The 25,137-nt window shown below is 66.2% G+C and carries 22 protein-coding genes, 1 tRNA gene and 1 riboswitch; of the genes, 13 read left to right on the top strand and 10 right to left on the bottom strand.

The features are described 5' to 3' along the window. Window positions 1–22: 22 nt before the first annotated feature. A riboswitch (ZMP/ZTP riboswitch) is annotated at window positions 23–160 on the top strand. Between the two features lie 40 nt (window positions 161–200). Continuing rightward, on the top strand, window positions 201–1,472 hold the full coding sequence (glyA, locus tag AC1X6S_RS05745) for a serine hydroxymethyltransferase (protein ID WP_483404799.1): 1,272 nt from the start codon (window positions 201–203) through the stop codon (window positions 1,470–1,472). Window positions 1,473–1,475: 3 nt separating this feature from the next. After that, complete coding sequence (locus AC1X6S_RS05740; RefSeq protein ID WP_483404798.1) at window positions 1,476–2,357, top strand: bifunctional methylenetetrahydrofolate dehydrogenase/methenyltetrahydrofolate cyclohydrolase; 882 nt, start codon at window positions 1,476–1,478, stop codon at window positions 2,355–2,357. A 104-nt stretch (window positions 2,358–2,461) separates the two neighbouring features. Here the strand turns inward: AC1X6S_RS05740 and AC1X6S_RS05735 are convergent, their stop codons facing one another. The 3 genes from AC1X6S_RS05735 to galT form a co-directional block, all read right to left on the bottom strand. Further along, the gene (locus tag AC1X6S_RS05735) at window positions 2,462–2,917 is read right to left on the bottom strand and encodes a hypothetical protein (RefSeq protein ID WP_483404797.1); all 456 of its coding nucleotides are present in this window, start codon (window positions 2,915–2,917) and stop codon (window positions 2,462–2,464) included. Window positions 2,918–3,071: 154 nt separating this feature from the next. Beyond that, window positions 3,072–4,244, bottom strand: coding sequence for a galactokinase (gene galK / locus AC1X6S_RS05730; RefSeq protein ID WP_483404796.1), 1,173 nt, complete (start codon window positions 4,242–4,244; stop codon window positions 3,072–3,074). After that, window positions 4,241–5,362 carry a galactose-1-phosphate uridylyltransferase gene (gene galT, locus AC1X6S_RS05725; RefSeq protein WP_483404795.1) on the bottom strand — a complete coding sequence of 374 codons (1,122 nt, stop codon included), beginning with the start codon at window positions 5,360–5,362 and terminating at the stop codon, window positions 4,241–4,243. The genes galK and galT overlap by 4 nt, the downstream gene beginning before the upstream one ends. 102 nt (window positions 5,363–5,464) lie before the next feature. Between galT and AC1X6S_RS05720 the strand changes: the two genes are divergently transcribed. Both AC1X6S_RS05720 and AC1X6S_RS05715 read left to right on the top strand, forming a co-directional pair. After that, window positions 5,465–6,274 carry a DeoR/GlpR family DNA-binding transcription regulator gene (locus AC1X6S_RS05720; protein WP_483404794.1) on the top strand — a complete coding sequence of 270 codons (810 nt, stop codon included), beginning with the start codon at window positions 5,465–5,467 and terminating at the stop codon, window positions 6,272–6,274. Between the two features lie 57 nt (window positions 6,275–6,331). Continuing rightward, a complete protein-coding gene (locus tag AC1X6S_RS05715) occupies window positions 6,332–7,261 on the top strand; it encodes an aldose 1-epimerase family protein (RefSeq protein WP_483404793.1) in 930 nt (309 codons plus the stop codon). 25 nt (window positions 7,262–7,286) lie between these two features. Here the strand turns inward: AC1X6S_RS05715 and map are convergent, their stop codons facing one another. The 3 genes from map to AC1X6S_RS05700 form a co-directional block, all read right to left on the bottom strand. After that, window positions 7,287–8,066, bottom strand: a complete 780-nt coding sequence (gene map / locus AC1X6S_RS05710; RefSeq protein ID WP_483404792.1) for a type I methionyl aminopeptidase — start codon at window positions 8,064–8,066, stop codon at window positions 7,287–7,289. Between the two features lie 67 nt (window positions 8,067–8,133). Next, on the bottom strand, window positions 8,134–8,625 hold the full coding sequence (locus AC1X6S_RS05705) for an FBP domain-containing protein (RefSeq protein WP_483404791.1): 492 nt from the start codon (window positions 8,623–8,625) through the stop codon (window positions 8,134–8,136). A gap of 244 nt (window positions 8,626–8,869) precedes the next feature. Next, entirely contained in the window at window positions 8,870–10,036 is a 1,167-nt protein-coding gene (locus AC1X6S_RS05700) for a methyltransferase (RefSeq protein WP_483404790.1), read from the bottom strand. 240 nt (window positions 10,037–10,276) lie between these two features. On the opposite strand from AC1X6S_RS05700, the gene AC1X6S_RS05695 reads away from it, so the two are divergent. The 3 genes from AC1X6S_RS05695 to AC1X6S_RS05685 are packed head-to-tail and all read left to right on the top strand — an operon-like array spanning window position 10,277 to window position 16,028. Beyond that, a complete protein-coding gene (locus tag AC1X6S_RS05695) occupies window positions 10,277–11,014 on the top strand; it encodes a hypothetical protein (protein ID WP_483404789.1) in 738 nt (245 codons plus the stop codon). Further along, entirely contained in the window at window positions 11,011–12,579 is a 1,569-nt protein-coding gene (locus AC1X6S_RS05690; protein WP_483404788.1) for a DNA polymerase Y family protein, read from the top strand. Before AC1X6S_RS05695 ends, AC1X6S_RS05690 begins: the two co-directional genes overlap by 4 nt. A gap of 23 nt (window positions 12,580–12,602) precedes the next feature. Beyond that, window positions 12,603–16,028, top strand: coding sequence for an error-prone DNA polymerase (locus AC1X6S_RS05685; protein ID WP_483404787.1), 3,426 nt, complete (start codon window positions 12,603–12,605; stop codon window positions 16,026–16,028). On the opposite strand, the gene AC1X6S_RS05680 is transcribed toward AC1X6S_RS05685, so the two are convergent. Continuing rightward, a complete protein-coding gene (locus AC1X6S_RS05680) occupies window positions 15,942–16,892 on the bottom strand; it encodes an EamA family transporter (RefSeq protein ID WP_483404983.1) in 951 nt (316 codons plus the stop codon). The genes AC1X6S_RS05685 and AC1X6S_RS05680 overlap by 87 nt on opposite strands. An 83-nt stretch (window positions 16,893–16,975) precedes the next feature. Here AC1X6S_RS05680 and AC1X6S_RS05675 point away from each other — a divergent pair, with 83 nt between their 5' ends. Beyond that, entirely contained in the window at window positions 16,976–17,134 is a 159-nt protein-coding gene (locus AC1X6S_RS05675) for a hypothetical protein (RefSeq protein WP_162924983.1), read from the top strand. 308 nt (window positions 17,135–17,442) lie between these two features. Here the strand turns inward: AC1X6S_RS05675 and AC1X6S_RS05670 are convergent. Further along, window positions 17,443–17,515, bottom strand: a tRNA-Lys gene (locus AC1X6S_RS05670). Between the two features lie 103 nt (window positions 17,516–17,618). Between AC1X6S_RS05670 and AC1X6S_RS05665 the strand changes: the two genes are divergently transcribed. Both AC1X6S_RS05665 and AC1X6S_RS05660 read left to right on the top strand, forming a co-directional pair. Next, window positions 17,619–18,248 carry a DNA-directed RNA polymerase subunit beta gene (locus tag AC1X6S_RS05665; protein ID WP_108962910.1) on the top strand — a complete coding sequence of 210 codons (630 nt, stop codon included), beginning with the start codon at window positions 17,619–17,621 and terminating at the stop codon, window positions 18,246–18,248. A 60-nt stretch (window positions 18,249–18,308) separates the two neighbouring features. Then, window positions 18,309–19,871, top strand: coding sequence for a phosphatase PAP2 family protein (locus AC1X6S_RS05660; RefSeq protein ID WP_483404786.1), 1,563 nt, complete (start codon window positions 18,309–18,311; stop codon window positions 19,869–19,871). Window positions 19,872–20,017: 146 nt separating this feature from the next. Here the strand turns inward: AC1X6S_RS05660 and AC1X6S_RS05655 are convergent, their stop codons facing one another. Next, a complete protein-coding gene (locus AC1X6S_RS05655) occupies window positions 20,018–20,674 on the bottom strand; it encodes a fasciclin domain-containing protein (protein WP_483404785.1) in 657 nt (218 codons plus the stop codon). Between the two features lie 221 nt (window positions 20,675–20,895). Here AC1X6S_RS05655 and AC1X6S_RS05650 point away from each other — a divergent pair, with 221 nt between their 5' ends. The 3 genes from AC1X6S_RS05650 (at window position 20,896) to AC1X6S_RS05640 (ending at window position 24,237) form a co-directional block, all read left to right on the top strand. Then, window positions 20,896–22,620 (top strand): cytochrome c biogenesis protein DipZ, encoded by a 1,725-nt coding sequence (locus AC1X6S_RS05650; protein WP_483404784.1) that lies wholly within the window; start codon window positions 20,896–20,898, stop codon window positions 22,618–22,620. A 127-nt stretch (window positions 22,621–22,747) separates the two neighbouring features. Further along, window positions 22,748–23,335: an ECF RNA polymerase sigma factor SigK gene (gene sigK, locus AC1X6S_RS05645; protein WP_483404783.1), complete on the top strand. Its 588-nt coding sequence runs from the start codon at window positions 22,748–22,750 to the stop codon at window positions 23,333–23,335. Continuing rightward, window positions 23,332–24,237 carry an anti-sigma factor gene (locus tag AC1X6S_RS05640; protein WP_483404782.1) on the top strand — a complete coding sequence of 302 codons (906 nt, stop codon included), beginning with the start codon at window positions 23,332–23,334 and terminating at the stop codon, window positions 24,235–24,237. The genes sigK and AC1X6S_RS05640 overlap by 4 nt, the downstream gene beginning before the upstream one ends. A gap of 109 nt (window positions 24,238–24,346) precedes the next feature. On the opposite strand, the gene pstB is transcribed toward AC1X6S_RS05640, so the two are convergent. Beyond that, a complete protein-coding gene (gene pstB, locus AC1X6S_RS05635; protein WP_108391659.1) occupies window positions 24,347–25,126 on the bottom strand; it encodes a phosphate ABC transporter ATP-binding protein PstB in 780 nt (259 codons plus the stop codon). Between the last annotated feature and the right edge of the window lie 11 nt (window positions 25,127–25,137).

The raw sequence follows: 25,137 nt of genomic DNA, 5'->3' as shown, positions 1-25,137 counted from the left end.
TGGTGATGGCATCCTGATACCATTGCCGTGTCGCAACTGGCGTAAAGGTTCCCTCCACGAACCAGGAGACTTCTCATCTCTCGGTTCCGGATCAGGAATTTGGATGGTCACCATCGGGGAGCGACTGACACGGATTCGGCCGAACGCCTGGGTCGATACGGATTACCTCTCTTGTCCGCCGCTGTCTTAAGGAGCCAGTTTTGTCTTCAACGTTCAATGCACCTCTCTCCGAGGTCGATCCCGAAATTGCCGCCGTTCTCGACAACGAGCTCGGCCGCCAGCGCAACTACCTCGAGATGATCGCGAGCGAGAACTTCGTTCCCGTCTCGATCCTGCAGTCGCAGGGCAGCGTCCTCACCAACAAGTACGCCGAGGGATATCCGGGCCGCCGCTACTACGGCGGCTGCGAATACGTCGACGTCGCCGAGTCGCTCGCCATCGAGCGCGCGAAGAGCCTCTTCGGTGCCGAGTTCGCCAACGTCCAGCCGCACTCGGGTGCGAGCGCCAACGCGGCAGTGCTCTCGGCGATCGCGACCCCTGGCGACACCATTCTTGGACTTGAGCTCGCTCACGGTGGACACCTCACCCACGGCATGAAGCTGAACTTCTCCGGCAAGCTCTACAACGCCGTCTCCTACGGCGTCGACCCGGAGACCTTCCTCGTCGACATGAACGTCGTTCGCGAGAAGGCACTGGAGCACAAGCCCCAGGTCATCATCGCCGGCTGGTCGGCGTACCCGCGTCAGCTGGACTTCGCCGCCTTCCGCGCCATCGCTGACGAGGTCGGCGCGAAGCTCTGGGTCGACATGGCCCACTTCGCGGGACTTGTCGCCGCAGGTCTCCACCCGTCACCGGTTCCGTTCGCGGATGTCGTGTCGTCGACCGTGCACAAGACACTCGCTGGTCCCCGCTCGGGCTTCATCCTCAGCCGTGACATGGAGCTCGCCAAGAAGCTCAACTCGAACGTCTTCCCTGGCCAGCAGGGTGGACCGCTCATGCACGTCATCGCCGCCAAAGCGACGGCGTTTCTCCTCGCATCGCAGCCCGAGTTCAAGGACCGCCAGCAGCGCACCCTCAGTGGTGCACGGATTCTCGCCGAGCGCCTCACCGCTGATGACTCGCGGGCCTCGGGCCTCGACGTCCTCACCGGCGGCACCGATGTGCACCTCGTGCTCGCCGACCTGCGCAACTCGGAGATCAACGGCCAGCAGGCGGAAGACGCCCTCCACGAGGTCGGCATCACCGTCAACCGCAACTCTGTTCCGTTCGACCCGCGCCCGCCGATGGTCACATCGGGACTTCGCATCGGAACGCCCGCGCTGGCCACGCGTGGCTTCGGTGATGCCGAGTTCACCGAGGTTGCCGACGTCATCGCGACGGCGCTTCAGCCCGGCGCCGACATCGAGTCGCTCCGCGCTCGCGTTGCGACTCTGACCGAGGCTTTCCCGCTCTACCCCGGCCTGGTTCAGTAGTCGATGACGGCGCAGATCCTCGACGGTAAGGCCGTCGCATCAGTCATCAAGTCCGAGCTGAAGGAGCGCGTCACAGCGCTTCGGGAACGCGGCATTGTGCCCGGCCTCGGCACCGTCCTCGTGGGTTCTGACCCGGGGTCGCAGTGGTACGTCGCCGGCAAGCACCGCGACTGCGCCGAGGTCGGCATCGAGTCGATCCGACGCGACCTGCCCGAGTCGATCAGCCAGGAAGAGCTCGAGGCTGTGCTCGACGAGCTCAACGCCGACTCGAGCTGCACCGGCTACATCGTGCAGCTGCCGTTGCCTGCCCACCTCGACACCGACGCGATCCTCGAACGGGTCGACCCGGAGAAGGATGCGGACGGGCTGCACCCGACCAACCTCGGGCGGCTCGTCCTCAACGTCAACCGGCCGATACTGACACCGCTGCCGTGCACGCCGCGTGGGGCGATTGAGCTCATGCAGCGGCACGGCATCGAGCTGGCAGGCAAGCACGTCGTGGTCGTCGGCCGCGGTGTCACCGTTGGCCGTGCCATCGGGCCGCTGCTCACCCGTCGTGAGTACAACGCGACGGTCACTCTCACCCACACCGGCACCGTCGGTCTCGACGACCTGCTGCGCACGGCGGACGTCATCGTCGCCGCCGCTGGGGTGCCCGGGATTGTGAAGGCCTCGGCTGTGAAGCCTGGCGCCATCGTCCTGGACGTCGGCGTGAGTCGGGAGACCGACCCGGAGACCGGCAAGAGCCGTGTCGTCGGTGACGTCGACCCGGCCGCCGCTGAGGTCGCGTCCTGGATCTCACCGAACCCCGGTGGCATCGGCCCGATGACGCGCGTGCAGTTGCTCACCAACGTTGTCGACACCGCTGAGCGCCTCAACCCGTAGCCACCAAAGCGCGCCTCGATGTTCGCGGCGGACCCGCGATCGCTACAGTTCCATGCCCGCGCTCGGCGCGCTAACGACGGTGAAGAGTTCCGGTGCGGGACGCGTCACGGGCGCGCGCTAATCGAGCGCGCGATGATGAGGGACGCGGGAATATGCCCGACGCCGAGAAGTACGGCGGAGCCGGCCAGCCAGATGTTATTCAGCCAGCCCGCGGCTGACAGGAACACGATAACCGGCAGGATCGCCATCGGCACCGGTACCCCTAGCCATGGCCGATACAGCGTCGTCCCGTCACGCCCCGTCAACAGATATCGGGCCCACAGCGCGTAGTACCCGACGAGCGCGGCCAGGGTTGGCACCGACCACCAGCCGGCGATGAGTCCGGGTGCCGTGATTGCAGGAACGACCAGACACAGCGCTTGACCCGCGCGTTCGACCCAGTGCAGCAGCAGGGGCACTCGGATATTTGGCAGGGGAACTCGTGGCGGGAACCACAGCACGATGAGGTTGGGTGAGAGCACCATCAGGCCGATAATCAGACCGAGCGGCGAGAAGACCATGACTCACGCTACCGTCCCGCCGGACCGGCAGAGAGTGAACGTCGAGCTCACACGGGTCCTCGCGACCGCCGTCGACGCGACCGGGGCTTAACCGCCGACCCTGGACAGCACGACGGGCCAGGCGCGTGCTGCGCCTGGCCCGTCCGTTCGGTTCCTACTCGACCCGGCTCGCGCCATCCGCCGCGGTGACGGTGAAGAGTTCCGGTTCCGTGAAGGCGGCGTCCGCGAACGCGCGCGTCACGGCATCCGACACCGACGCAAGGTCAGCGCTCTGAACGAGCGCGATGGCCGCGCCGCCGAAGCCGCCGCCGGTCATGCGAGCGCCGATCGCGCCCGCCGCGAGGGCTGTCTCGACGGCGAGGTCGAGTTCGGGCACCGAGATCTCGAAGTCGTCGCGCATCGAGGCGTGGGATGCCACGAGCAGGTCACCGATCGCGGTCGGCCCCTCGAGGCGCAGCGTGCGCACCGTATCGAGCACGCGACGGTTCTCGGTGAGGATGTGGCGCACCCGGCGGAGCGTCTCGTCATCGAGCACCTCGGTCGCCCGTGGCAGGTCGTCGACGTCGAGGTCGCGCAGCGAGGAGACGCCCATCTCGGCGGCCCCGCGTTCGCACGAAGCGCGGCGAGCGGCGTAACCGCCGGTCGCGTGCGCGTGCGACACCCGGGTGTTCATGACGAGCAGCACGAGGTCGGCGGTTTCGAAACCGAGGTCGATCACCTCGGCATCGAGGCTGCGGCAGTCGAGGAACACCGCGGCGTCCTCCTTGCCGAGCAGGGAGGCTGACTGGTCCATGATGCCGGTCGGTGCCCCGACGGCCTTGTTCTCGGCGAGCTGGCCGACCTTCGCGAGGGTCTCGCGGGGAAGCTCGAGCTGCCAGGTGTCGTTGAGGGCAACGGCGATGGCGCACTCGATCGCCGCTGACGACGAGAGGCCGGCACCGATCGGCACGTCCGAGTCGATGAACGCGTCGAAACCGGTGACCCCGGCGAGGTTGGCACCGAATTCGCCGAGCGCCCAGACGACGCCGAGCGGGTACGCCGACCAGTCTGAGAGGGCATCGGGGGTGATCGCGTCGAGCTCGACGGTCACGACCTCGTCGCTGAACGCCGACGTGACCCGCACTGTGCGGTCAGCGCGCGGAGCGAGCGCGACGACCGTCGACCGGTCGATCGCGAACGGGAAGACGAAGCCGTCGTTGTAGTCGGTGTGCTCACCGATGAGGTTCACCCGGCCGGGCGCCTGCCAGATGCCGGCGGGAGCCGCACCATCGAAGCGCGAGGCGAATCCCGCCCTCGCGCGTTCGGCCAGTTCGGTGATGTTCGTCATACGGGGGTCTCCTTGTCGGCGAGAGCAATCGCCTCACGCACTCGTTGTGCTGTCTGCTCGGGCGGGATATCGCCGATCCAGGCTCCCATGGCAGCTTCTGACCCGGCGAGGTACTTGAGTTTGTCGGCGGCACGACGCGGCGACGTCAGCTGCAGCATGAGCCGGATGTCGTCGCGGCCGACGTTCACCGGCGCCTGGTGCCACGCGGCGATGTACGGCGTCTGGGTCTCGTAGAGAGCGTCGATGCCGCGCAGGAGCCGCAGGTACAGCACGGCGAGCTCATCGCGCTCCTCATCGGTGGTGCCCGCGAAGTCGGCGACGGGACGGTGCGGCAGCATGTGCACCTCGATCGGCCACCGTGCGGCGAACGGAACGAACGCCGTCCAGTGCTCGCCCTGGAGCACCACACGGTCGCCAGCCTGCTCGCTCGCGAGGATGTCGGCGAACAGCGTCGGGCCGTAGTTCTCGACGGATGCCATCAGCCGCTGGGTGCGCGGGGTCACGTACGGGTACGAATAGATCTGGCCGTGCGGGTGACGGAGCGTCACGCCGATCTCGATGCCCCGGTTCTCGAACGGGAACACCTGCTCGATGCCGGGCAGGGCGCTGAGCGCCGCGGTACGCGATGCCCAGGCCTCGATCACGGTGCGTGCGCGCGAGCGGCTGAGCGAACCGAACGATCCCTCGTGCTCCGGGCTGAAGCAGACAACCTCGCACCGGCCCACTGACGTGCGGATGCGGCCGATGCCGATCTCGGTGAGGTCATCGAGCCCGCGCGGGGCGTTCTCGTCCTCGAGCAGCGGGCCGAACGACGGCGAGCGGTTCTCGAACACGGCAACGTCATAGTTGCTCGGAACCTCGGACGGGTTCGTCTCGGTCTGCGGTGCAAGCGGGTCGAGGTGCGCTGGCGGCAGAAAGACCCTGCTCTGCCGGGCGGACGCGATCGACACCCATTCGCCGGTGAGCGGGTCCTGCCGCATGCTCGCCGTGGCCGGCCGCTCGGGCAGGTCGCGCGAATCGGGGGAGCGATCGGGACCGAGGGTGGTGTCGGCGTCATCGAAGTAGATGATCTCGCGCCCGTCCGCGAGGACGTCGGAGGTGGAGGTAATCGAGGTCATGGTTCTGGCTGCCTTCCGCACGCCGGGCTTTCACAAGTGGAAGCAATTCTACGTTCCACTCCTCCCATTGACAACTAAACGAAACTAACTGAAGATGAGCGCATGACCGATTCGACCCCTCGCGCTCCGGGCGACATCGTCCCAGCAGTCGTTCGGCGTGAGCGCATGGCCGACCTGATCGCCGCAAGCGGCTTCCTCCGGGTCTCCGACCTCAGCGAAGCCTTCGGGGTGAGCGAGGTCACCGTGCGCAGCGACCTCGCCGCCCTCGATGATGGCAACGCGGTCCGACGGGTGCACGGTGGTGCTGTTCCACGCGGCCAGCGGGCACGCGAAGCGAGTTTCGAAAAGTCGCTCGAGGCATCCGCCCTCGCCAAACAGAAGATCGGCCGCCGCGCCGCCGCGCTCGTCTCGAGTGGGCAGAGCGTCCTTCTCGATGTCGGCACGACGGCGCTCGCCGTGGCCCAGGCGCTCGTGGAACGCGACGACCTCGACGATCTCGTCGTCATCACCAACGGACTCAACATTGCGCTCGAACTCGAATCCGCGATTCCCCGGTTCACCGTCATCGTCACGGGGGGAGCGCTGCGCCCGCTGCAGCATTCCCTCGTGCACCCGCTCGCGCGCACGGTGCTCGAGCAGGTGCACGCCGACATCGCCTTCATCGGCTGCAACGGGGTCGATCCGATCGCCGGCGTGACGAACGTCAACCTCCCCGAGGCCGAGGTGAAGCAGTTGATGGTGTCGTCGGCCGATCGTGTCGTCGTGCTGGCCGACGCGTCCAAGCTCGGGCAGGTCAGCCTCGGCGCAGTTGCCGGCATCGACGCTGTCGACGTGCTCGTGACCAACAACGGTGCGGATGCCGCTGTGCTGGCGGATCTCACCGCCGCCGGAGTCGAGGTCCTCACCGCGTGACCCTTCGGCGGTCTGGCGCTACGCTTTTTTGCACACAACAACGAGGAGCGTGGGTCCATGACCGCAGTCACCGGTGAGCAGTTCGACCTGAGTCTTGACACTGGGTCGGGGGGAAACGTCACAGCGACGATCACCCAGGTGGCTGCAGGCATCCGTCGACTGAATGTGTACGGAATCGATATCGTGCCGCCGTACGACGCCGGCGTGCAGCGTCCGCTGGCCAGCGGGATCGTCCTCGTGCCCTGGCCCAACCGCATTCGTGACGGTCGCTGGCTCCTCGACGGCGTCGAGCAGCAGCTCGCCCTGACCGAGCCGAAGAAGCACAACGCGAGTCATGGTCTGCTGCGATTCAGCCCGTATTCGGTTGCGGCGCGCACCGAATCGACGCTGAGGCTCGAGGCGAGGGTTTTCCCGCAGAGCGGCTATCCGTTCCTGCTCGACACCGCCGTGACGTACCGGCTGGTCGACGCCGGCATCGAGGTCACCCACACGATCACCAATCGGACGGATGCCGCGGCTCCCGTTGCGGTTGGCGCCCACCCGTTCGTCACGATCGGCGACGTCGAACCGGAGGACCTCACGGTCACCGTTCACGCGGCCACCCACATCGACGTCGATGACCGGTCCCTGCCGACGGGAGAGACGCCCGTCGATGGAACGCCGTTCGACCTCCGCGGTGGCGTTCGGCTTGGCGACCTGGACCTCGACGCGGGGTTTGCGGACCCGGTGATCACCGACGGCGTATCCGAGCACTCGATCACGGCACCCGATGGTCGCTCGGTCACGGTGTGGGGCGACGAGAACTTCCGGTTCTGGCAGGCGTTCAGCACAGAGCTCTACCCCGGTCAGTCGAAGGCCGTTGCAATCGAACCGATGACGGCGCCCGCCGATGCCTTCAACTCGGGTCGTAGCATCCGCTGGCTGGAGCCGGGTGAAACCTGGGAAGCCAGCTGGGGAATCCGCGCCGACGGGTTCGCGCCGGTCTAGCGAGACCTCGGGCGCCCGCTTCTCGCTACCGTCGCGCCGTCGGCAGGGTGAGAATTTCGGCCCCGTCGTCGGTGATGGCGATCGTGTGCTCGCTGTGTGCCGTCCGGCATCCGGTCGCACTCTTGAGCGTCCACCCGTCGGCGTCCGTGACGAGCTTGTCGGTGTCCGCCATCACCCAGGGCTCGAGTGCGAGCAGGAGCCCCGGCCGCAGCGTGTAGCCGCGTCCGGCTCGGCCCATGTTGGGCACGTGCGGGTCCTGGTGCATGGTCGAGCCGATGCCGTGGCCGCCGAACTCGGTGTTGACCGGGTAGCCGGCTTCGGTGAGCACCGCGCCGATCGCGGCGGAGATGTCTCCGATCCGTACTCCTGGGCCTGCCGCCGCGATTCCCGCGACCAGTGCCCGTTCGGTCGCGGTGATCAACGCGACGCTGTCCGCGGGCTTCGAGTCGCCCACGATAAAGCTGATGGCGGAGTCCGCAGCGACGCCGTCCTTCAGGACGGCGAGGTCGAGGGTCAGCAGGTCACCGTCGGCGAGCCGGTAATCGTGGGGGAGTCCGTGCAGCACTGCGTCGTTGACGGCGGTGCAGATGTAGTGGCCGAACGGGCCGCGTCCAAAGGATGGCGCGTAGTCGACGTAGCAGGATTCTGCTCCCGCCTCGATGATCATCTTCTGGGTCCAGCGGTCGATGTCGAGAAGATTCGTCCCGACCGTTACCCGGTCTTTCAGCCCATACAGGATGTCAGCGACCAGGGTGCCCGTGACCTTCGCCCTGGTCAGTTCGGTGGGATTCAGAATCTCGATCATGCGGCGCCCTCTCAATGACTGTCCTCGCCATAATATGCTCACCACCTGCGCGGGCAGCGTGAGACGGTTACTCGTCGGCGCCGACCTCGGCGACGAAACCCTGCACCCGCTCGCGCAGCGTGTTGATCTGTTTGTCGCGTGCCGCCTCGACGTCGAAACCCAGGTAGGCAACGGCCGGCAGCTTGCGCGCGTTGCGGGAGCACCCGAAGTCGGCACAGACGAGTGTGCCGATCGTGTTCCCGTTGCGTCCGGCCTTGCCCGCGCGACGTGCCGCGTAGAACACGACGTCGTCCTCCAGGGTGATGTCCTGGCACCACGAGCACTGCGCCCGCGCCCGCGGTTTGGCTTCCGCCCGCTGCAGCAGGATGCCGACCGGGCCGTTGTCGCGCTGCACGATCACAGAGCCGCGGCGCGGCAGTTTGCGGTCGCGCCAGCCGAGGAAGTCGAGGTTGTCCCAGTCGAGCGACTCGAAATCTTCGGGCAGGGTGAGGTCACTGACCTGGCTGCGTGACGCGTTGATGAAGGAGGTGGTGATGTCTTTGTGGGTGAGGGGAAGCATATTTCTGTCCTGGGGTGAGAGAGCCGGAGGCTCGAGAGTGTGCCGGGGTTATGGGCCGGCGCAGGAAGATTGGCGTGTCCCGGCGTGCATTGATGCACAAGCTCAGGGAGAACGCATACTCGCGGAAGAACGAGGAGGGTCAGCGAAGAAGCGTTACCTCGAGCCGGCGCAGTATGCGCCGGTAACCTCCAGTCGCCCCAGGGGCGTTGCGAGAGAAAAATGCATTCGGTAAGTTTAGCGCGCGCTACGCCGGGTTCGCCCTGAGCCGCCAGAGCGAGGTGACCTCTGCGGCGCGCGCGGCGTTGAGCGGGTCAGCCCTGTCGGTTGCACGTGAGTGTGTCGGGCGGGTGTCCATCCGGGCAATCACGGCGAGGCCGGCGTCCTCGATGGCATCGAGCAGGTCGCCGCGCGACCGCAGGCCGAGGCGTTCGGCGATGTCCGAGATCACGAGCCAGCCCTCGCCATCCGGGGTCAGGTGCTCGGCAAGACCGGAAAGGAAGCCGGCCAGCATCCGCCCGCCCTCGTCGTAGACGGCGTAGTCCGTTGCAACCTTCGGGGTGGCCGGGATCCACGGTGGGTTACAGACGACGATGTCGGCGCGGCCGTCGGGAAAGAGATCGGTCTGCTCGACGGTGACGGCGGGACCGAAGCCAAGCTGGTCGAGGTTCTCTGTCGCGCAGGCAAGAGCCCGCGGGTCCTGGTCGGTGGCGACAATGTGACGGATGCCTCGGTGCGCGAGCAGCGCCGCGAGTACGCCGGTGCCTGTTCCGATATCGAAGGCTGTCGTCGCGTTCGGCGGGAGGGGTGCGTTCGCGACCAGGTCGAGGTACTCGCCACGCACGGGGGAGAAGACCCCGTAGTGCGGGTGGATCTTCGCGCCGAGCGCTGGAACGTCGACGCCACGGGTGCGCCATTCCTCGGCGCCGATGACGCCGAGCAGTTCGCGGAGGGAGACGACGGATGCCTCGATGGCGGGACCCCAGGCATGAGCGATGGCCTCGCGGATGTCGGGGGAGCGGCGCAGCGGAATCGTGCCGTCCGCTGACACCGGAACGAGCAGCATCCCGAGCAGTGTCGAACGCCGCAGTGCGTCGACGCGCGAGCGCTGGAATGCGGCGGTGATGTCGTCGTTCCTGGGTGGGGCGGGTGTGCCCAGGCGCTTGCCCATTGCGGCGAGCAACTGTTTGGCGTTGTGGAAGTCGCCGGTCCAGAGGACGGCCGTGCCGGTGGATGCGAGCCGCAGGGCGGTCTCGGCCGTCATTGAGTCGTCTCCGGTCACGACGGATGCCGGTGCAGGCCAGCCGCTCTCGGAGCGCCAGAGAGCTGAGTGTTCGATGCCGTCATCGAGCCACACGAGATGTGGGGGTTCGACGCCGTCACCGGTCATTGGGTCGTTCGTCCGTTCGGGCATCTGTCTCAATTCGCGGCGTCATGCCTGTCGGAGCTTGAATTTCAGTATGACAGGGGGAGCTGTGGGGAAGCGGACAGGACGAGGAGTCGGGCCTTTCGACGCGGCTGGAAGCGCTCGTCGAAGGCTTCTACTTCGCCGTTTTTGTGCGTCGCCCGGCGGGCGTGTGTGCCCTGGAATTCCGACTCTCCCGGGCTGGATTCCCCGATTGACTTTATCGAATATCTGTTCGACTATTAACCCATGTCCCTCGCTGTTGCTTCTGCTCGTCCCCCGGCATTCGCCGCGGGATCGAACGCTGTGGCGAGCCAGGTTGCCGAACTGCAGGCGCGCATCCGGGGGATGCAAACTACCCGGATAGATTCGCACGGACTCCCGACATCGCCCGGTGTCGCCGAACTTCTGCCCGGCGGAGTGCTTCGCGCCGGCACGGCATACTCGGTGCTCGAATCGACGACGCTCGCGCTTGCTCTGCTCGCCGGTCCCAGTGCTGCCGGCGCGTGGTGTGGTGTCGTCGGTGTGCCGTCGCTCGGTGTCGAAGCAGCGGCGGCAGCGGGCATTGATCTTGACCGGCTCGTTCTCGTGCCTGAGCCGGGAGACCAGTGGCTGCAGGTCACGGCTGCGCTCGCAGACGTTGTCACTGTCGTCCTCGCGCGCCCACCGGCATCCGTCTCTGCCGCAGAAGTGTCACGCCTGGGTTCGCGGCTGCGTCAGCGGGGATCGACGCTCGTCGCGCTCGGTGACTGGCCACAGAGCGAGGCGACGCTGCGGGTGACCGACGATCGCTGGACGGGGCTCGGCGACGGCCACGGCTATCTCGCCGCTCGCAGGGTGACCGTCGCTGTGACCGGGCGCACGCTCGCCGGCAAACCGCGTCGCAAGCAGATGTGGCTGCCAGACACCCAGCAGTCGATCCGGTCGGCGGGTCTTGCCGGGGTTCCCTCGGTCCGTCAGCCGCACCACGAAGCGGCGGCATCATGACCGAAGCTCCCATCCGCACCATCCTGCTGTGGTGCCCGGACTGGCCGACAAACGCTGCAGCTGTCGAACATGGGTTCGGCCCGGACGCACCAATCGCCCTCATCGATCGTGGCGTAGTTTTTGCCTGTTCAGCGGCGGCTCGCAGCGAAGGGGTCCGTCGCGGCCTGCGCGTGCGCGAAGCCCAGTCGCGGAGCACGGGGCTGATCGCGCTGCCGTACGATCCCGTGCTCGATCACCGGGCGTTCGAGCCGGTCATCGCCGCCGTCGAACAGATCGTGCCAGGCGTCCAGCTCTCCCGCCCCGGTACCTGCGTCATGCGTGCGCGCGGGCCGAGCCGCTACTACGGCGGCGAACGACAGGCGGCACAGGCACTGCTCGACACCCTCGGCGCCGTCGGAGTGCGTGACGCGCGGGTCGGCATCGCCGACGGGCCCTTCGCCGCGGGGCAGGCAGCGAAGCTCCCGTCATCGAGAGAAACGGATGCCATCCGCATCGTTCCCGCAGGACGCTCGCCCGAGTTCCTTGCCGCGTTCGGTGTCGACATTCTCGAACGGCCCGAGCTTGCCGTCCTGCTACAGCGGCTGGGCATTCGCACCCTCGGCGACTTCGCCGCACTCGACGCCATGCAGGTGCGTGACCGCTTCGGACCGGACGGGGTTCTTGCCCACCGGCTCGCGTCAGGGCTCGACCCGAGCGACGTCGACGCCAGGGTGCCACCGGCCGATCACTCGAGCGTCGTCGAATTCGAGCCGCCGCTTGACCGGGTCGACCAGGTCGCCTTCGCATTTCGTGCAGCAGCTGAGGAGTTCGTGGCACGACTGCAGGTGTCCTCGCTCGTGGCGACGGCCATCCGTATCGAGGTGCGCACCGAGGGAGGCGACGTGCGTTCGCGTACCTGGTTGCACCCTCGGTGGTTCACCGCCGGTGATGTGCTCGACCGCGTCCGCTGGCAGCTGCAGGGTGCGGGGATGGCCGACAGCGGGCTGAGCAGCGCGATCTCGTCGCTCCGGGTCGAACCGGAGAGTGTCGATCCGGCTGGCAACCACGAAGCCGGCCTGTATGGCGGCGCAACAGATGAACGCATCCACTCGGGGCTGTCCCGTGTGCAGGGCATGGTCGGGCACGCTGGTGTGCTCACCGCTCGGATCATTGGTGGTCGCCAGCCGTCCGATCGCCGGGTCCTCGTTCCGTGGGGTGATCTTCCACCAGGGGGCGAAGCATCGGTTCGGGCGTCACAGGAGCTGCCGTGGCCTGGCAAGCTGCCAGGCCCGCCGCCCGCCACAGTATTTCCGGAACGGCAGCGGGTTGTCGTGCACGCCGCAGGTGGGCACGACATCGTTGTCGATGAACGTGGCGAGTTGTCTGCCGTCCCCGCTGGCTTTGCTCCGCACGGACAGGCCGCGGTCGCTGTCAGTGCGTGGGCTGGGCCGTGGCCGGTGGCTGAACGCTGGTGGGATGGTGGCGGAACCCGGCTCAACCGCTTCCAGCTCGTCGACGATACGGGGGCGGCGTGGCTGCTGGTTCTCGACGACTCCGGCTGGTGGGCGGAGGCCCGCTATGACTGAACAGTTCAGGGAGGGCGGTTGTCATGGGCTGGCATAACCCCCCGATCTCCTGGTCGGAGTTTGAACGCTCGCTGAGTGACCTGTCAGGGCCTGACACACCGCCGAATACACCGCCGGTTGGTGCCGACGGCGGTGACAGTCCTGCCTGGTCACGGAAACGGTTGCCATACGTCCCTGTTCCCGTTGAGGCACCGCCCGCTGAGACGATCGTCGGCTACGCCGAGTTGCACACCCACTCCAACTTCAGTTTTCTCGACGGGGCTTCCTCGCCTGAGCACCTGGTCGAGGAAGCCGTTCGGCTGGGTCTGCACGGACTCGCCCTCACCGACCATGACGGCCTCTACGGCATCGTGCACCTCGCCGAAGCGGCCGAGGCACACCCCGAGCTCAAGACGATCTTCGGTGCCGAACTCTCGCTCGGCCTGAGCAAGCCGCAGAACGGCGAAGCAGACCCGGAGGGTACCCACCTCGTCGTCCTCGCACGGAAGGAAGAGGGCTACCACCGGCTCGCCGGCGCGATCACCTCGGCGCAGCTCGCCGCGGGCGCCGAGAAGGGCAAGCCGAGCTACGACATCGAGGACCTCGCCTCAGCGGCAGACGGCACGTGGGTTGTGCTGAGCGGATGCCGCAAGGGCGCCGTTCGGCAGGCTCTCGTTGCCGAGGGCGAAGCCGGCGCGCGACGCGAACTCGATGAACTGGTCAGGCTGTTCGGTGCCGGGAACGTCGTCATTGAGCTCTTCGACCATGGAAATCCACTCGATTCCGCGCACAACGACACCCTTGCCGCGCTCGCTGAGCAACTCGAGCTGCCCGTGGTCGCGACGATGGCCGCGCACTATGCCACCCCCGCCCAGCATCACCTCGCCTCAGCGCTCGCCGCCGTTCGCGCCCGCAGGAGCCTTGACGACCTCGATGGCTGGCTGCCGGCATCCGGTTCACATCATCTGCGGAGCGGTGCCGAGATGGCCCGGCGGTTCGCGAGGTACCCCGGCGCGGTTGCGCGCACCGTTGAGATCGCCGACCAGCTCGCGTTCCGGCTGCGGAGCGTCAAGCCGGGGCTTCCGCTCCAGGAGGTTCCCGACGGTCACACGCCGATGAGCTGGCTGCGCGAGCTGACCTGGCAGGGGGCGGCCAGGCGGTATCCGAACGCCGACGCCGCGGTCACCGAACGGATCGCACGTGAGCTCGACGTGATCGAGCAGAAGGATTTTCCCGGTTACTTTCTCATCGTCTACGAGATCGTTCAGTTCGCCCGCGGTCGCGGCATCCTGTGCCAGGGGCGCGGATCTGCCGCGAACTCCGCTGTCTGCTACCTGCTCGACATCACCGCCGTCGACTCGATCAAGTACGGCCTGCCGTTCGAGCGGTTCCTCTCCAGCATGCGCGAGGAAGAACCCGACATCGACGTCGACTTCGATTCCGACCGCCGTGAGGAGGTGATCCAGCACGTCTACGAGAAATACGGCAGGTTCAACGCCGCCCAGGTGGCGAACGTGATCACCTACCGGCCGAAGTTCGCCGTGCGCGACATGGCCAAAGCGCTCGGCCATAGCCCTGGTCAGCAGGATGCCTGGTCGAAACAGGTGGAACGGTGGGGCGCGCTCACGTCGAGCGACGAGCACGATATTCCGGCGCCCGTTATCGACCTGGCCTCACAGGTGCTGACCTTCCCCCGCCATCTCGGCATCCACTCGGGGGGAATGGTGCTCACCGACCGGCCCGTCGGAGAGGTCTGCCCGATCGAGCACGCGCGGATGGACGGCAGGACCGTTCTGCAGTGGGACAAAGACGACTGCGCCTGGATGGGGCTGGTCAAGTTCGACCTGCTCGGTCTCGGCATGCTCGCCGCGTTGCAGTACTCCTTCGACCTCGTCGATGAACACTGCGGTGAACGGTGGGACCTCCAGTCGATGCCGAAGGAAGAGCAGGGTGTCTATGACCAGCTCTGCCGTGCAGACAGTGTCGGGGTGTTCCAGGTGGAGAGCCGCGCGCAGATGGGCATGCTGCCGCGGCTGAAGCCGAGGAGCTTCTACGACCTCGTGATCCAGATCGCGATGGTCAGGCCCGGCCCGATTCAGGGTGGGGCTGTGCACCCGTACATCCGGAGGCGAACGGGAGTGGAAGAGGTCACCTACCTTCACCCCGACCTCGAGCCTGTGCTCGAGCGCACCCTCGGAGTTCCGCTCTTCCAGGAGCAGCTGATGCAGATGGCCATGGTCGTCGGCGGGTGCACTGGCGAAGACGCCGACCTGCTTCGGCGGGCCATGGGATCGAAGCGTGGGCAGGAAAAGATCGGTTCACTCAAGGAGAAGTTGTACGCGGGAATGGCAGAGAACAACATCACGGGCGCTGACGCAGACACGATCTATTCAAAGATCCAGGCTTTCGCGAGCTTCGGTTTCGCCGAGAGCCACTCGATCAGTTTTGCGCTGCTCGTCTACGCGAGCGCGTGGATGCGCCTGCACTACCCGGCGGCGTTTCTCGCCGCTCTGCTCCGCGCGCAGCCGATGGGGTTCTATTCACCCCAGTCCCTCGTTGCGGATGCTCGCCGTCACGGTGTCGAGACCCGACGGCCCGATATCCAGCTTTCCGGTGTCGAGGCGGAGCTCGAACCCCTCGACGGTGTTCGCGGCGTCGTTCGGACCACCGGTCTCGATCCGTGCATCGAGACCGAACAGCCCACTGTGCAGCCGTTCGACAGGGATGCGCCGTTCGACCCGGGAGATCACCGCCGTGACGGCGCATACGTCGTGCGCCTCGGACTCGCCGAGGTCACCTCGATCGGAAAGCGCAAGGCGAAGCAGATCGCCACCGAACGTGAACGAGGCGGGCCATACCGGGACATGCGTGACCTGGCACGGCGGGTGGGGCTCAACTCTGCCCAGCTCGAGGCGCTTTCAGCAGCCGGAGCGTTCGACAGCATGGGGCTCTCACGACGCGGGGCGCTGTGGGACTCCGCGCAGGCCTCGCAGGAACGACCCGACCAGCTGAACGGCAGTCACATTGCCGTCCAGCCTCCGCTGTTCGCCATGCTCACCGATGAGGAGCAGGTGGTCAACGATCTCTGGTCGACCGGGGTCACTCCCGACGATCACCCGATCCGGCACGTTCGAGCAGCGCTCGCCGAGCGCGGTGTGTTGAGCGCCGGGCAGTTGCAGACGGCGGAATCCGGACGCAGGATCGAGGTCGGCGGTGTCGTCACCCATCGGCAGCGACCGGCGACGGCGAGCGGCATCACCTTCATGAACCTCGAAGACGAGACGGGCCTCGTCAACGTGATCTGCAGTGTCGGCGTCTGGGGGCGTTACCGGCGAACGGCGCGCGAGGCGCCGGCGATGATTGTGCGCGGAATCCTCGAACGCTCACCCGAGGGCATCGTCAACCTGCTTGCCGACCGGATTGAACCGCTTCCGCTCAGCGCGAGCACCCGGTCGCGGGACTTTCAGTGACCCGGAGCCCGTGCCGGTGGTGATCACCGCGGTGGCGAGCCCGGCGAGCATGACAGCACCGCCGAGGATTTCGGTCACCGTGGGCACTTCACCCTGCACCAGCCACGCCGCGACGATACCGATGACGGGCACGAGAAGAGTGAACGGAACCACGGCGCTGGTCGGATACCGTGCCATCAGCGAGTTCCAGATGCCGTACCCGACCAGCGATGCGGCGACCGCCGTGTACAGCGTGCTCAGTATGGAGACCAGCGACAGGTGAGTGAGTGCGTACCCGACGGCATCCGGACCATCGAGCAGAACCGCGAGCGCGGCGCTCGGCAGCGGGACGACCAGCGCTGACCAGACGACGAGCGAGAGCCCGGATGCCACCTTCGCGCGGCGGCTGAGCACGTTACCGATCGCCCACGACAGAGCGGCGCCCATCGTGATGACGAGTGGTACCCAGGGAGCGACGATGCTGTGCCCGACGACAACGATCCCGAGTCCGAGAGTTCCGACGACCACGCCGATCAGCTGGCGTGGGGTCGGCCGTTCGCCGAGGACACCGGCCGCGATCAGGACGGTGAGGATGACCTGGGTCTGGAGGAGCAGCGAGGCGAGGCCCGCCGGCATGCCGAGGTGAAGCGCCAGGTAGAGCAGCGCGAACTGCCCGAAGCTCAGGAAGGAGCCGATGGCGAGGATGTTCCGCCAGCCGATCTGAGGCGGCCGGATGAAGAACACGGCGGGAATGGCGACGAGCACGAAGCGCAGCGCGACGAACAGCAGCGGAGGCATCCCGTCGAGTCCTTCATCGATGACGACGAAGTTGAGTCCCCAGATCAGGGCGACGAGCAGGGCGAGCAGGCTGTGCTTGAGGGTCACGGTCTCCATGGTCCTCGGACTCGCACCCGAGAACAAGCGCGAGCGCGACCAGCGACCGGCAGGAACTTGGCTACACTGGGCACATGGCTTTCGCGTTCTCTATCGTGCTGTTCCTCGTCGGCATCTACCTCTTCGCTCTGGCGTTCACGGTGACGAGCTTCCAGGCCATCATCTTCTTCGCCGGCATCATCGTTGTCTCAATCGCGTTCGCGATCCCGGCCCACGTACTCGCCAAGCGATAAGACTTCCCCCGACTGTCGCCACGGTGTGGCGGGGAGTGGCGCGGGCGACAGCCCAGCGGCTTTGTTGCGTTATCGACGACGCGCGCCGTGGCATCCGCTCGCCTGCACCGCAGGAGATCTCGCCTGCAACGCAGGAAATAGTGCGATTGTCAGGATGACATCGCCGATGTCGTCCCGAAAGGCGTGTGATCCCCTGTTAACCGGGCGTCGTCTTGACCGGGAACCGTCGTGCTGCGATGCGTTCGTCGCCGGGTACCTGAGCGACGCCAGCGACGGGTCGCGGCAATGCCACGAGCATTTCGCGAGGGTGGGCCCCGCCGGGCTCGAACCGGCGACCCGCGGATTAAAAGTCCGATGCTCTACCAACTGAGCTAGAGGCCCCAACAACCCCTCTAATCTACCGGTTCCCGCTGAGTGATTTGACCACTTGGACATACTTTCCGCGGAGTAACGTTGAACCTTGCGATGAGAGAGGCGGATGCAGATGGCTGAAGATTTCCACAAGCCAACCAAGTTTCCCGGGCGGGTTTTCGAATCGTTCGTGGGTGGCATCGATCCTGCCGAGTCGAGCCGGATCGCGCACGAAACCGCGGTGGCACTTTTGTCCCGGGTGCGGGACGACCCCGATCCGGGCGTCATTGACCGGCTCGTCGCGTACACGGAGGAAAACGGCATCGACGCCATAGCCGAGCTGTGGTCGCACGCAACGCCCCGCAGCCTGCCTGGCGCGCTCTGGCGCATCTACCTGCTGCAGCTCATGATCCGCGAGGACCCGCACTCGGCCAGTTTTCTCTTCACGCGGGGGACCGAAGTGATGCAGACCATCGACCCGGTCGTCGCCGGGGCATCCATCCCAACGGGTCCTACGGAGATCGTCACCCTCGCCGATCAGATTCTTCGCGGCTTATTCGAGGGTGACTTCGCCGTTGCGCTCGAACGCGCTGCGGCATTCTGCCGGGTGTCGGCTGCCGGATGTGCGAGCGTCGCCGATGACGCCGACGCAGCCGAACCGATCAGGTCGCTTGACCTCACGACGCGCGCTCTCCGGCTCTCGACACTCGCCCAGGACCTGACGAGCTGCGCCCGCCTGTGGCGCCAGGAATCTCTCGACTGACCGGGTGAAAAGAACTCCCGATCGCGGTTGAAAACGCGCTCGACTCATTACTCTGGACGAATGAGGTCAACTCCAGCCGTGCGGTGGCGGCGAATGATGCTCTTTCCGGCGTGGGTTCGCCGGGGAGATGCCAGGGCGGGGCGACACATCAATTCCCGCAGTGCGCCGCGGGCTGTCGACTCGGCCCTCCGTCATCTGTCCCGATCCGCCGATCGGAGCGTCCTCTGGTTCGCCATCGGGGGAGGGCTCCTGGTTATGGGTCAACGTCGGGCGGCGCTCAGGGGGCTTGCGTCGCTGGCCGTCGCGAGTGCGGTGGCCAACCTCATCGGCAAGAAGCTGTTCGGCGGAGACCGCCCGCTGACAAAGGACATCCCGATCGGCCGTCGCCTTCACCGGTCGCCCGAATCTCCGTCGTTCCCCTCGGGTCACGCAGCCAGCGCGGGCGCGTTCGCCACGGGAATCGCCCTCGAACAGCCGGCGTTCGGCCTCGCCGTCGCACCGGTCGCCGGTGCCGTCGCGTATTCGCGGGTGCACACCGGTGCGCACTGGCTCTCCGACGTGCTCGGCGGTCTGGCGATCGGTGTGGCCGTCGCAGCGGCGGGCAAAGTGCTCGTCCCCGCGCGGGTTCCCACGGCAGTGCGCGAAGGCGGCATCGACATTGCGCTTCCCGCCGCACCGTCGGGTGACGGCGTTTTCATCGTGGCGAATCCGTCGTCGGGCAAAGACGTCGTGGGCAGGACCGATCCCCTCACGCGCATCGGCGAACGGATGCCGCACGCGCGCGTACACATCCTGGCCGACGACGAAACGCCGGATGCGGTGATCACCAAGGCGCTGGCATCCGCGGATCCGCCACGCATCCTCGGGGTCTGCGGAGGCGACGGGACTGTCTCGGCGACCGCTGACAGTGCCAGGAAGGCCGGACTTCCGCTCGTGGTGATCCCCGGCGGTACGTTCAACCACTTTGCCCGCGCGGTGGGAAACGACTCGGTCGACGACGCTCTCGACGCGCTCGCATCCGGGGCGGGCGCCCGCGTCGACGTGGCCGACCTACGGCTCGACGATGACGCACCGATCACCGTGCTCAACGTGGCATCGATCGGGATTTATCCCGAGTTCGTGCTGGAGCGGGAAGGACTCGAGCACCGACTCGGCAAGTGGCTCTCGGCCGTTGTCGCCGCTGTCAAGGTCATTCGCCGGGAGGAACCCGTCACTCTGGAGATCAACGGCGAGCGACGCGACGTCTGGTCGGTGTTCGCCGGCGTCAATCGCAACGAGCCCGCTGTCCCCGCTCCGCTGTCCCGTAAACGCCTGGACGATGGGGTGCTCGACGTTCGAATCCTGCCCGCCGGGTCTCGCGTGCAGGCCGTGGCATCGCTGGCATTCGGTCGCAGGTCGAGCGCGGTTCTTCGGGCGGTCGGCGTGATTCGGTCTGGCGGGGTGGAGTCGTTCACCACGGAATCGCTCTCGGTGACCGTGTGGCCCAAACGCGGCCAGGCCGCGGGCTTTGCACACGACGGCGAAGCGGAGGAAGTGGATCCGGATGCCGCGACTCGTGAGTTCCGGTCGACGGTCAGGCTGGTTGAGGGGGCACTCGACGTGTACTGCCTGCCGGCAGCCTGACCAACCGAGCCATCCCGACCTACCGGGCCAACCGGCATCCGGCACAGGCAGGCGCCGGTGTGCTGCCGAGCACAGGAAAGACCCGCTGCCTCGGGTGAGCAGCGGGTCTTTCGTCTGTGGGTGCGGTCAGAAGACCGCGGATTCGCCTACTCGGCCGGCGGCATCAGGACCGTGTCGATGAGGTACACGGTCGCGTTGGCGGTCTGAACTCCACCGCAAATCACCGATGCGTCATTGACCATGAGCTCGTCGCCCTCGCCGGTGACCTCAACCATTCCGCCCTGCACGGTCTCCCACTCGCCCGCGATCTCGTCGGGAGCGACCTGGCCGGGAACGACGTGGTAGGTCAGGATGGAGGTGAGCATCGCCGAGTCGGTCTTGAGTGTCTCGATGGTTGCCGGGTCGATCATCGCAAAGGCGTCATCGACCGGAGCGAACACCGTGAACTCGTCGCCGTTGAGCGTGTCGACGAGGTTCACATCGGGGTTGAGCTGGCCGGAAACAGCCGCGGTCAGCGTGGTGAGGAGCGGGTTGTTGCCGGCTGCGACGGCGACGGGGTCCTGGCTCATGCCGACGACCGAACCTGCGCCCTCGGGAACCATTTCCGCGTAGTCGGCACAGCCGGCGCCGACGAGGTTCGCCGCTGGATCCATTTCCTCCATCGGCTCGGCCGACTCGCTCGACTCTGATCCGCCAGAGTCGGTGGCCGGCTCCTGCTCCATGCTCGAGGAACAGGCGGTCAGTCCGAAGGCCGTGATGGCCAACAGTGACAGTGCTGCGAGTGTGTTGCGCTTGGTTTTCATGAGTTGGTTCTCCTTCAGTTGTGGCCGAGTGTCCCGACCCCCATGCCACGTGCTGTGCGGCTGTGAAGGTTCATTCGGAGCCGGATGCCCAAAGGGTTTGGAAGATTCCCAAAAAAGTTCCGGGCCGCACTGATTCGGCCCGATCAGCGCCGGTGTCACCGGCCACTCCAATCGGATTCGACCCCCGCTCCGAAGAGCCTTCAACCACTTACGGAGGCACCATGTTCACGCTCGCCCTCATCGGCCTGCTCGGCGGATTGATCACGGGTATTTCGCCCTGCATCCTTCCCGTCCTGCCGGTCATCTTCCTGTCTGGCGGCGTCCAGGGCGCCAGACCGACCGACGAGAAAGGAAAGGTGCTCGCGCGGGCACAGTCCCTCCGTCCCTACCTGGTCATCGCGGGACTCGTTGTCAGTTTCAGCCTCTTCACACTGCTCGGATCGCTCCTGCTCGCGCTCCTCAACCTCCCGCAGGACTTCCTTCGCTGGGCGGGCATCGTCGTCCTCGTGCTCATCGGCGTCGGCCTCATCGTGCCGAAGTTCCAGCACATTCTCGAGAAGCCGTTCTCGAAGATCCCGCAGAAGAACGTGGGAACGGACCGGTCGGGGTTCGGCCTCGGCATCGCCCTTGGTGCCGTTTACGTGCCGTGCGCCGGCCCCGTGCTCGCCGCCATCACCGTCGCAGGGTCAACCGGACAAATCGGTGCGGACACCGTCGTCCTGACCCTCTCGTTCGCGATCGGTGCAGCGATCCCGCTCCTCGTCTTCGCGCTCGCTGGCCGTCGGGTCGGCGAGCGGGTCAAAACCTTCCGCAAGCACCAGTCGGCCATCCGTCTCACCGGCGGCATCGTCATGATCGCCCTGGCGATCGGGCTCGTGTTCAACGTTCCGCAGCTGCTGCAACGTCTCGTTCCCGACTACACGAGCGCCATCCAGAATCAGATCAACGAGTCGGATGAGGTCCAGGAGGCCCTCAACCTCGGCGGCATTGTGACCGACGAGAACCGCGACCTGGATAAGTGCTCGAACGGCGGCGCTGAACTCGAGAGCTGCGGCACAGCCCCCGAGCTCACCGGAATCTCCGAGTGGTTCAACACCAAAGACAACGCGGCCGTTTCACTCGAGCAGTTGAGGGGCAAGGTGGTCCTCGTCGACTTCTGGGCATACTCCTGCATCAACTGCCAGCGTTCCCTGCCCCACGTCACGTCCTGGTACGACGCGTACCGCGAGGCCGGGCTCGAGGTCATCGGCGTCCACGCGCCCGAGTACGCCTTCGAAAAAGAGGTCAACAACGTTCAGGCTGGGGCGAAGAACTTCGGCATCGACTACCCGGTCGCCATCGACAACAACCTGTCGACGTGGACGAACTACCGCAACCGCTATTGGCCAGCCTCCTATCTCATCGATGCGGACGGCACAGTGCGCCACATCAAACTCGGCGAGGGCGGCTATGAAACGACGGAAAAGCACATCAGGGAGCTCCTGACGAGTGCCAACGCGGATGTCACACTGCCGGCGGCAACGGACGTCGCCGATGACACCCCGGACAGCGGTGCGACTACGCCGGAGACGTACCTGGGGTCGACCAAGAAAGTGAACTTCGCCGGTGAGGAGAAGTACACGAAGGGGCAGCGGGAGTATCGGTTCCCGGACGAGCTCCCGAAGGACGCCTTCGCGTTATCCGGTGCGTGGGATGTCGGAACACAGAGTGTCACCCCCACCGGCGCTGACGCCTCGGTGCGGCTGAACTACACGGCGAGTGAGGTGCGGATGGTTCTCGCGGGTGAAGGCAGTGTGACGCTCGACGTGAACGGGAAGACGAAAGTCATCGAGGTCACCGGAACGCCGACCTCGTACCTCCTGGTCGAGACCAGCGACATAGAGACCGGCACCCTCGATGTCAAGGTGGGCGCCGGGATCGAAGCCTTTTCGTTTACCTTTGGGTAGACTGGTGCATGGCCGGGCCGCAGTAACCCCGGGCTCCAATATTCGCCGCTCTGAGCGGCCTCACGCCGAGAGGCGTTCTGCGGCCCGGTCGCTGTCATGTGACAGCCCGTGTGAGAAGCTTGGAAACGTGCCAGAAGAAGCGGAAGTGGTATCGACGGAGATCTCCGGCGATGATCGGTCGACGCTTCTGCTCACCCGCGTCGCCGGCGGGAGCCAGGACGCGTTCTCCCAGCTTTACGATCTGTACGCGCCTCGCGTATTCGGCCTCGTCCAGCGGATCCTGGTTGATCGCGCCCAAGCCGAGGAAGTCACCCAGGAGATCTTTCTCGAGATCTGGCAAACCGCAACCCGTTTCGCTCCGAATAAGGGTGGAGCACGCGGTTGGATCCTGACCATGGCGCACCGCAGGGCTGTCGACCGTGTGCGTGCGTCGCAGGCTGGTCGGGACCGGGATGTCCGAATCGGCATCCGGGATCAGAAGGTTGACTACGACAGCGTCTCAGAGGATGTTGAACTGAAACTCGAATCTGAGCGGGTCGATCGTGCATTGCAGACGCTGAGCGACATTCAGCGCCAGGCGATCAGCCTGGCGTACCACGGAGGCCTGTCGCAGGCCGAAGTGGCTGAGCGGCTCGGCGTTCCGCTGGGAACGGTCAAAACGCGGATACGGGATGGGATGATCAGACTGCGAGAGGAATTGGGGGTGGCACTGTGAACGACGACACGAGTAACAACGACGACCTCACCGTCGACGAGCCGTCCGACGACTCCTCGCTCGCAGCGCTCTACGCCCTTGGCGCGCTCGACGTCGACGACACCGCACGGTTCGAAGAACATCTTGCCTCTTCGGCCGAGACGCAGGCCGATGTCGTCGGATTCGAAGCGACAGTTGACCTGCTCGCGACGGGAGTCGAACCCCCCGCCTCGCTCAAGGCAAGCATCATGGCGAGTATCGCGACTCTGCCGCAGCTGCCGGCGGATGACCGTGCCCCAGCGGTGACGACAGCGCCTGGGCGCGCTGTCGATGCTGACCAGCCGGTTCAGCGACCGGCGTCGACTCCTGCGACTCCGGCGACGAGCACCACCCCGTCGGCGGGTCAGTCCGCGCGACCCTCGAAGGCCGAGCAGAAAGCACGGTCCCGATGGTACTCACGACCCGCTGCCGCTCTCGCAGCTGCCGTTGCCCTCGTCGCGGTCTTCCTCGGCGCCAACGCACTCACGAGCGCCCTCAATAACGGCAACGGTCTGCCAGAAGCGCTCAGGCTCGCGCACATCGAAGCGCAACCCGACGTGGCGCGCGAAACGATCAGGCTCACGAATATCACCGACGAGAAACAGGTCACGGCGACGCTCGTGTGGTCTGGCGCCCTCGCCCAGTCGGTGTTCATCGTCGACGGACTCGCGAGCCTGCCAGAGGACAAAACCTACGAGCTCTGGTACATCGGCGAAGACGGCCCGGTCTCAGCAGGTGTCTTCAACACCCATCGTGCCGGTGAGAGCTGGCGTGTGCTTGAGGGGTCCATGGCCGCGGGGGATGCCGTCGGCGTGACGGTAGAACCGGCGGGCGGCTCAGAGCAGCCGACCACCGACCCGCTCATCGTCATCCACACGACCTGATCCGGGCGCGGTCCGCACCCGCGCGCTACACATCCATGCCCGCGCTGCAGATACTTCTGCAGCGCGGGCATGGAAGTGCAGCTGTCGCGGCCTGGCGGCCGAAAGCCGCCTAGCCGAACCGGCCGGAGACGTAGTCCTCGGTGGCCTGGACGCTCGGCTGGGTGAAGATCGTGTTGGTGTCGTCGTACTCGATGAGCTTGCCCGGCTTGCCGGTACCCGCGATGTTGAAGAACGCGGTCCGGTCGGACACCCGCGACGCCTGCTGCATGTTGTGGGTAACGATGACGATCGTGTACTCGTTCTTGAGTTCCTCGATCAGGTCCTCGATGGCGAGGGTCGAGATCGGGTCGAGCGCCGAGCACGGCTCGTCCATCAGCAGCACGTCCGGCGACACGGCGATGGCGCGGGCGATGCACAACCGCTGCTGCTGCCCGCCAGAGATGCTCGACCCCGGCTTCTCCAGCCGGTCCTTGACCTCGTTCCAGAGGTTCGCACCCCGAAGCGATTTCTCAACGAGGTCGTCGGCATCCGACTTCGAGATCTTCCTGTTGTTGAGCTTCACACCGGCGAGGACGTTGTCGCGAATCGACATCGTCGGGAACGGGTTTGGGCGCTGGAAGACCATGCCCACCTGGCGGCGGACCAGCACGGGATCGACGCCCGGTGCATAGAGGTTGTCGCCGTCGATGAGGACCTCGCCCTCGACGCGGGCGCCGGGGATCACCTCGTGCATCCGGTTGAGGGTGCGCAGGAAGGTCGACTTCCCGCAACCGCTCGGCCCGATGAACGCGGTCACGGTGCGCGGTTCGATCGTCAGTGAGATGTCTTCGACCGCCAGGAAGCTGGAGTAGTAGACCTTGAGGTCCTTGACCTCGATGCGCTTTGACACGGTATTCCTTC

This window comes from Mycetocola sp. Y442 (assembly GCF_056898615.1).
Note: the sequence above shows the minus strand (reverse complement) of the source record. Positions and strands in the feature narration are given on the sequence as shown.

Coding starts and splice junctions, on each gene's coding strand:
- AC1X6S_RS05740 (WP_483404798.1), top strand. CDS start 1,476: ATGACGGCGCAGATCCTCGACGGTAAGGCCGTCGCATCAGTCATCAAG.
- AC1X6S_RS05735 (WP_483404797.1), bottom strand. CDS start 2,917: ATGGTCTTCTCGCCGCTCGGTCTGATTATCGGCCTGATGGTGCTCTCA.
- galK (WP_483404796.1), bottom strand. CDS start 4,244: ATGACGAACATCACCGAACTGGCCGAACGCGCGAGGGCGGGATTCGCC.
- galT (WP_483404795.1), bottom strand. CDS start 5,362: ATGACCTCGATTACCTCCACCTCCGACGTCCTCGCGGACGGGCGCGAG.
- AC1X6S_RS05720 (WP_483404794.1), top strand. CDS start 5,465: ATGACCGATTCGACCCCTCGCGCTCCGGGCGACATCGTCCCAGCAGTC.
- AC1X6S_RS05715 (WP_483404793.1), top strand. CDS start 6,332: ATGACCGCAGTCACCGGTGAGCAGTTCGACCTGAGTCTTGACACTGGG.
- map (WP_483404792.1), bottom strand. CDS start 8,066: ATGATCGAGATTCTGAATCCCACCGAACTGACCAGGGCGAAGGTCACG.
- AC1X6S_RS05705 (WP_483404791.1), bottom strand. CDS start 8,625: ATGCTTCCCCTCACCCACAAAGACATCACCACCTCCTTCATCAACGCG.
- AC1X6S_RS05700 (WP_483404790.1), bottom strand. CDS start 10,036: ATGCCCGAACGGACGAACGACCCAATGACCGGTGACGGCGTCGAACCC.
- AC1X6S_RS05695 (WP_483404789.1), top strand. CDS start 10,277: ATGTCCCTCGCTGTTGCTTCTGCTCGTCCCCCGGCATTCGCCGCGGGA.
- AC1X6S_RS05690 (WP_483404788.1), top strand. CDS start 11,011: ATGACCGAAGCTCCCATCCGCACCATCCTGCTGTGGTGCCCGGACTGG.
- AC1X6S_RS05685 (WP_483404787.1), top strand. CDS start 12,603: ATGGGCTGGCATAACCCCCCGATCTCCTGGTCGGAGTTTGAACGCTCG.
- AC1X6S_RS05675 (WP_162924983.1), top strand. CDS start 16,976: ATGGCTTTCGCGTTCTCTATCGTGCTGTTCCTCGTCGGCATCTACCTC.
- AC1X6S_RS05665 (WP_108962910.1), top strand. CDS start 17,619: ATGGCTGAAGATTTCCACAAGCCAACCAAGTTTCCCGGGCGGGTTTTC.
- AC1X6S_RS05660 (WP_483404786.1), top strand. CDS start 18,309: ATGAGGTCAACTCCAGCCGTGCGGTGGCGGCGAATGATGCTCTTTCCG.
- AC1X6S_RS05655 (WP_483404785.1), bottom strand. CDS start 20,674: ATGAAAACCAAGCGCAACACACTCGCAGCACTGTCACTGTTGGCCATC.
- AC1X6S_RS05650 (WP_483404784.1), top strand. CDS start 20,896: ATGTTCACGCTCGCCCTCATCGGCCTGCTCGGCGGATTGATCACGGGT.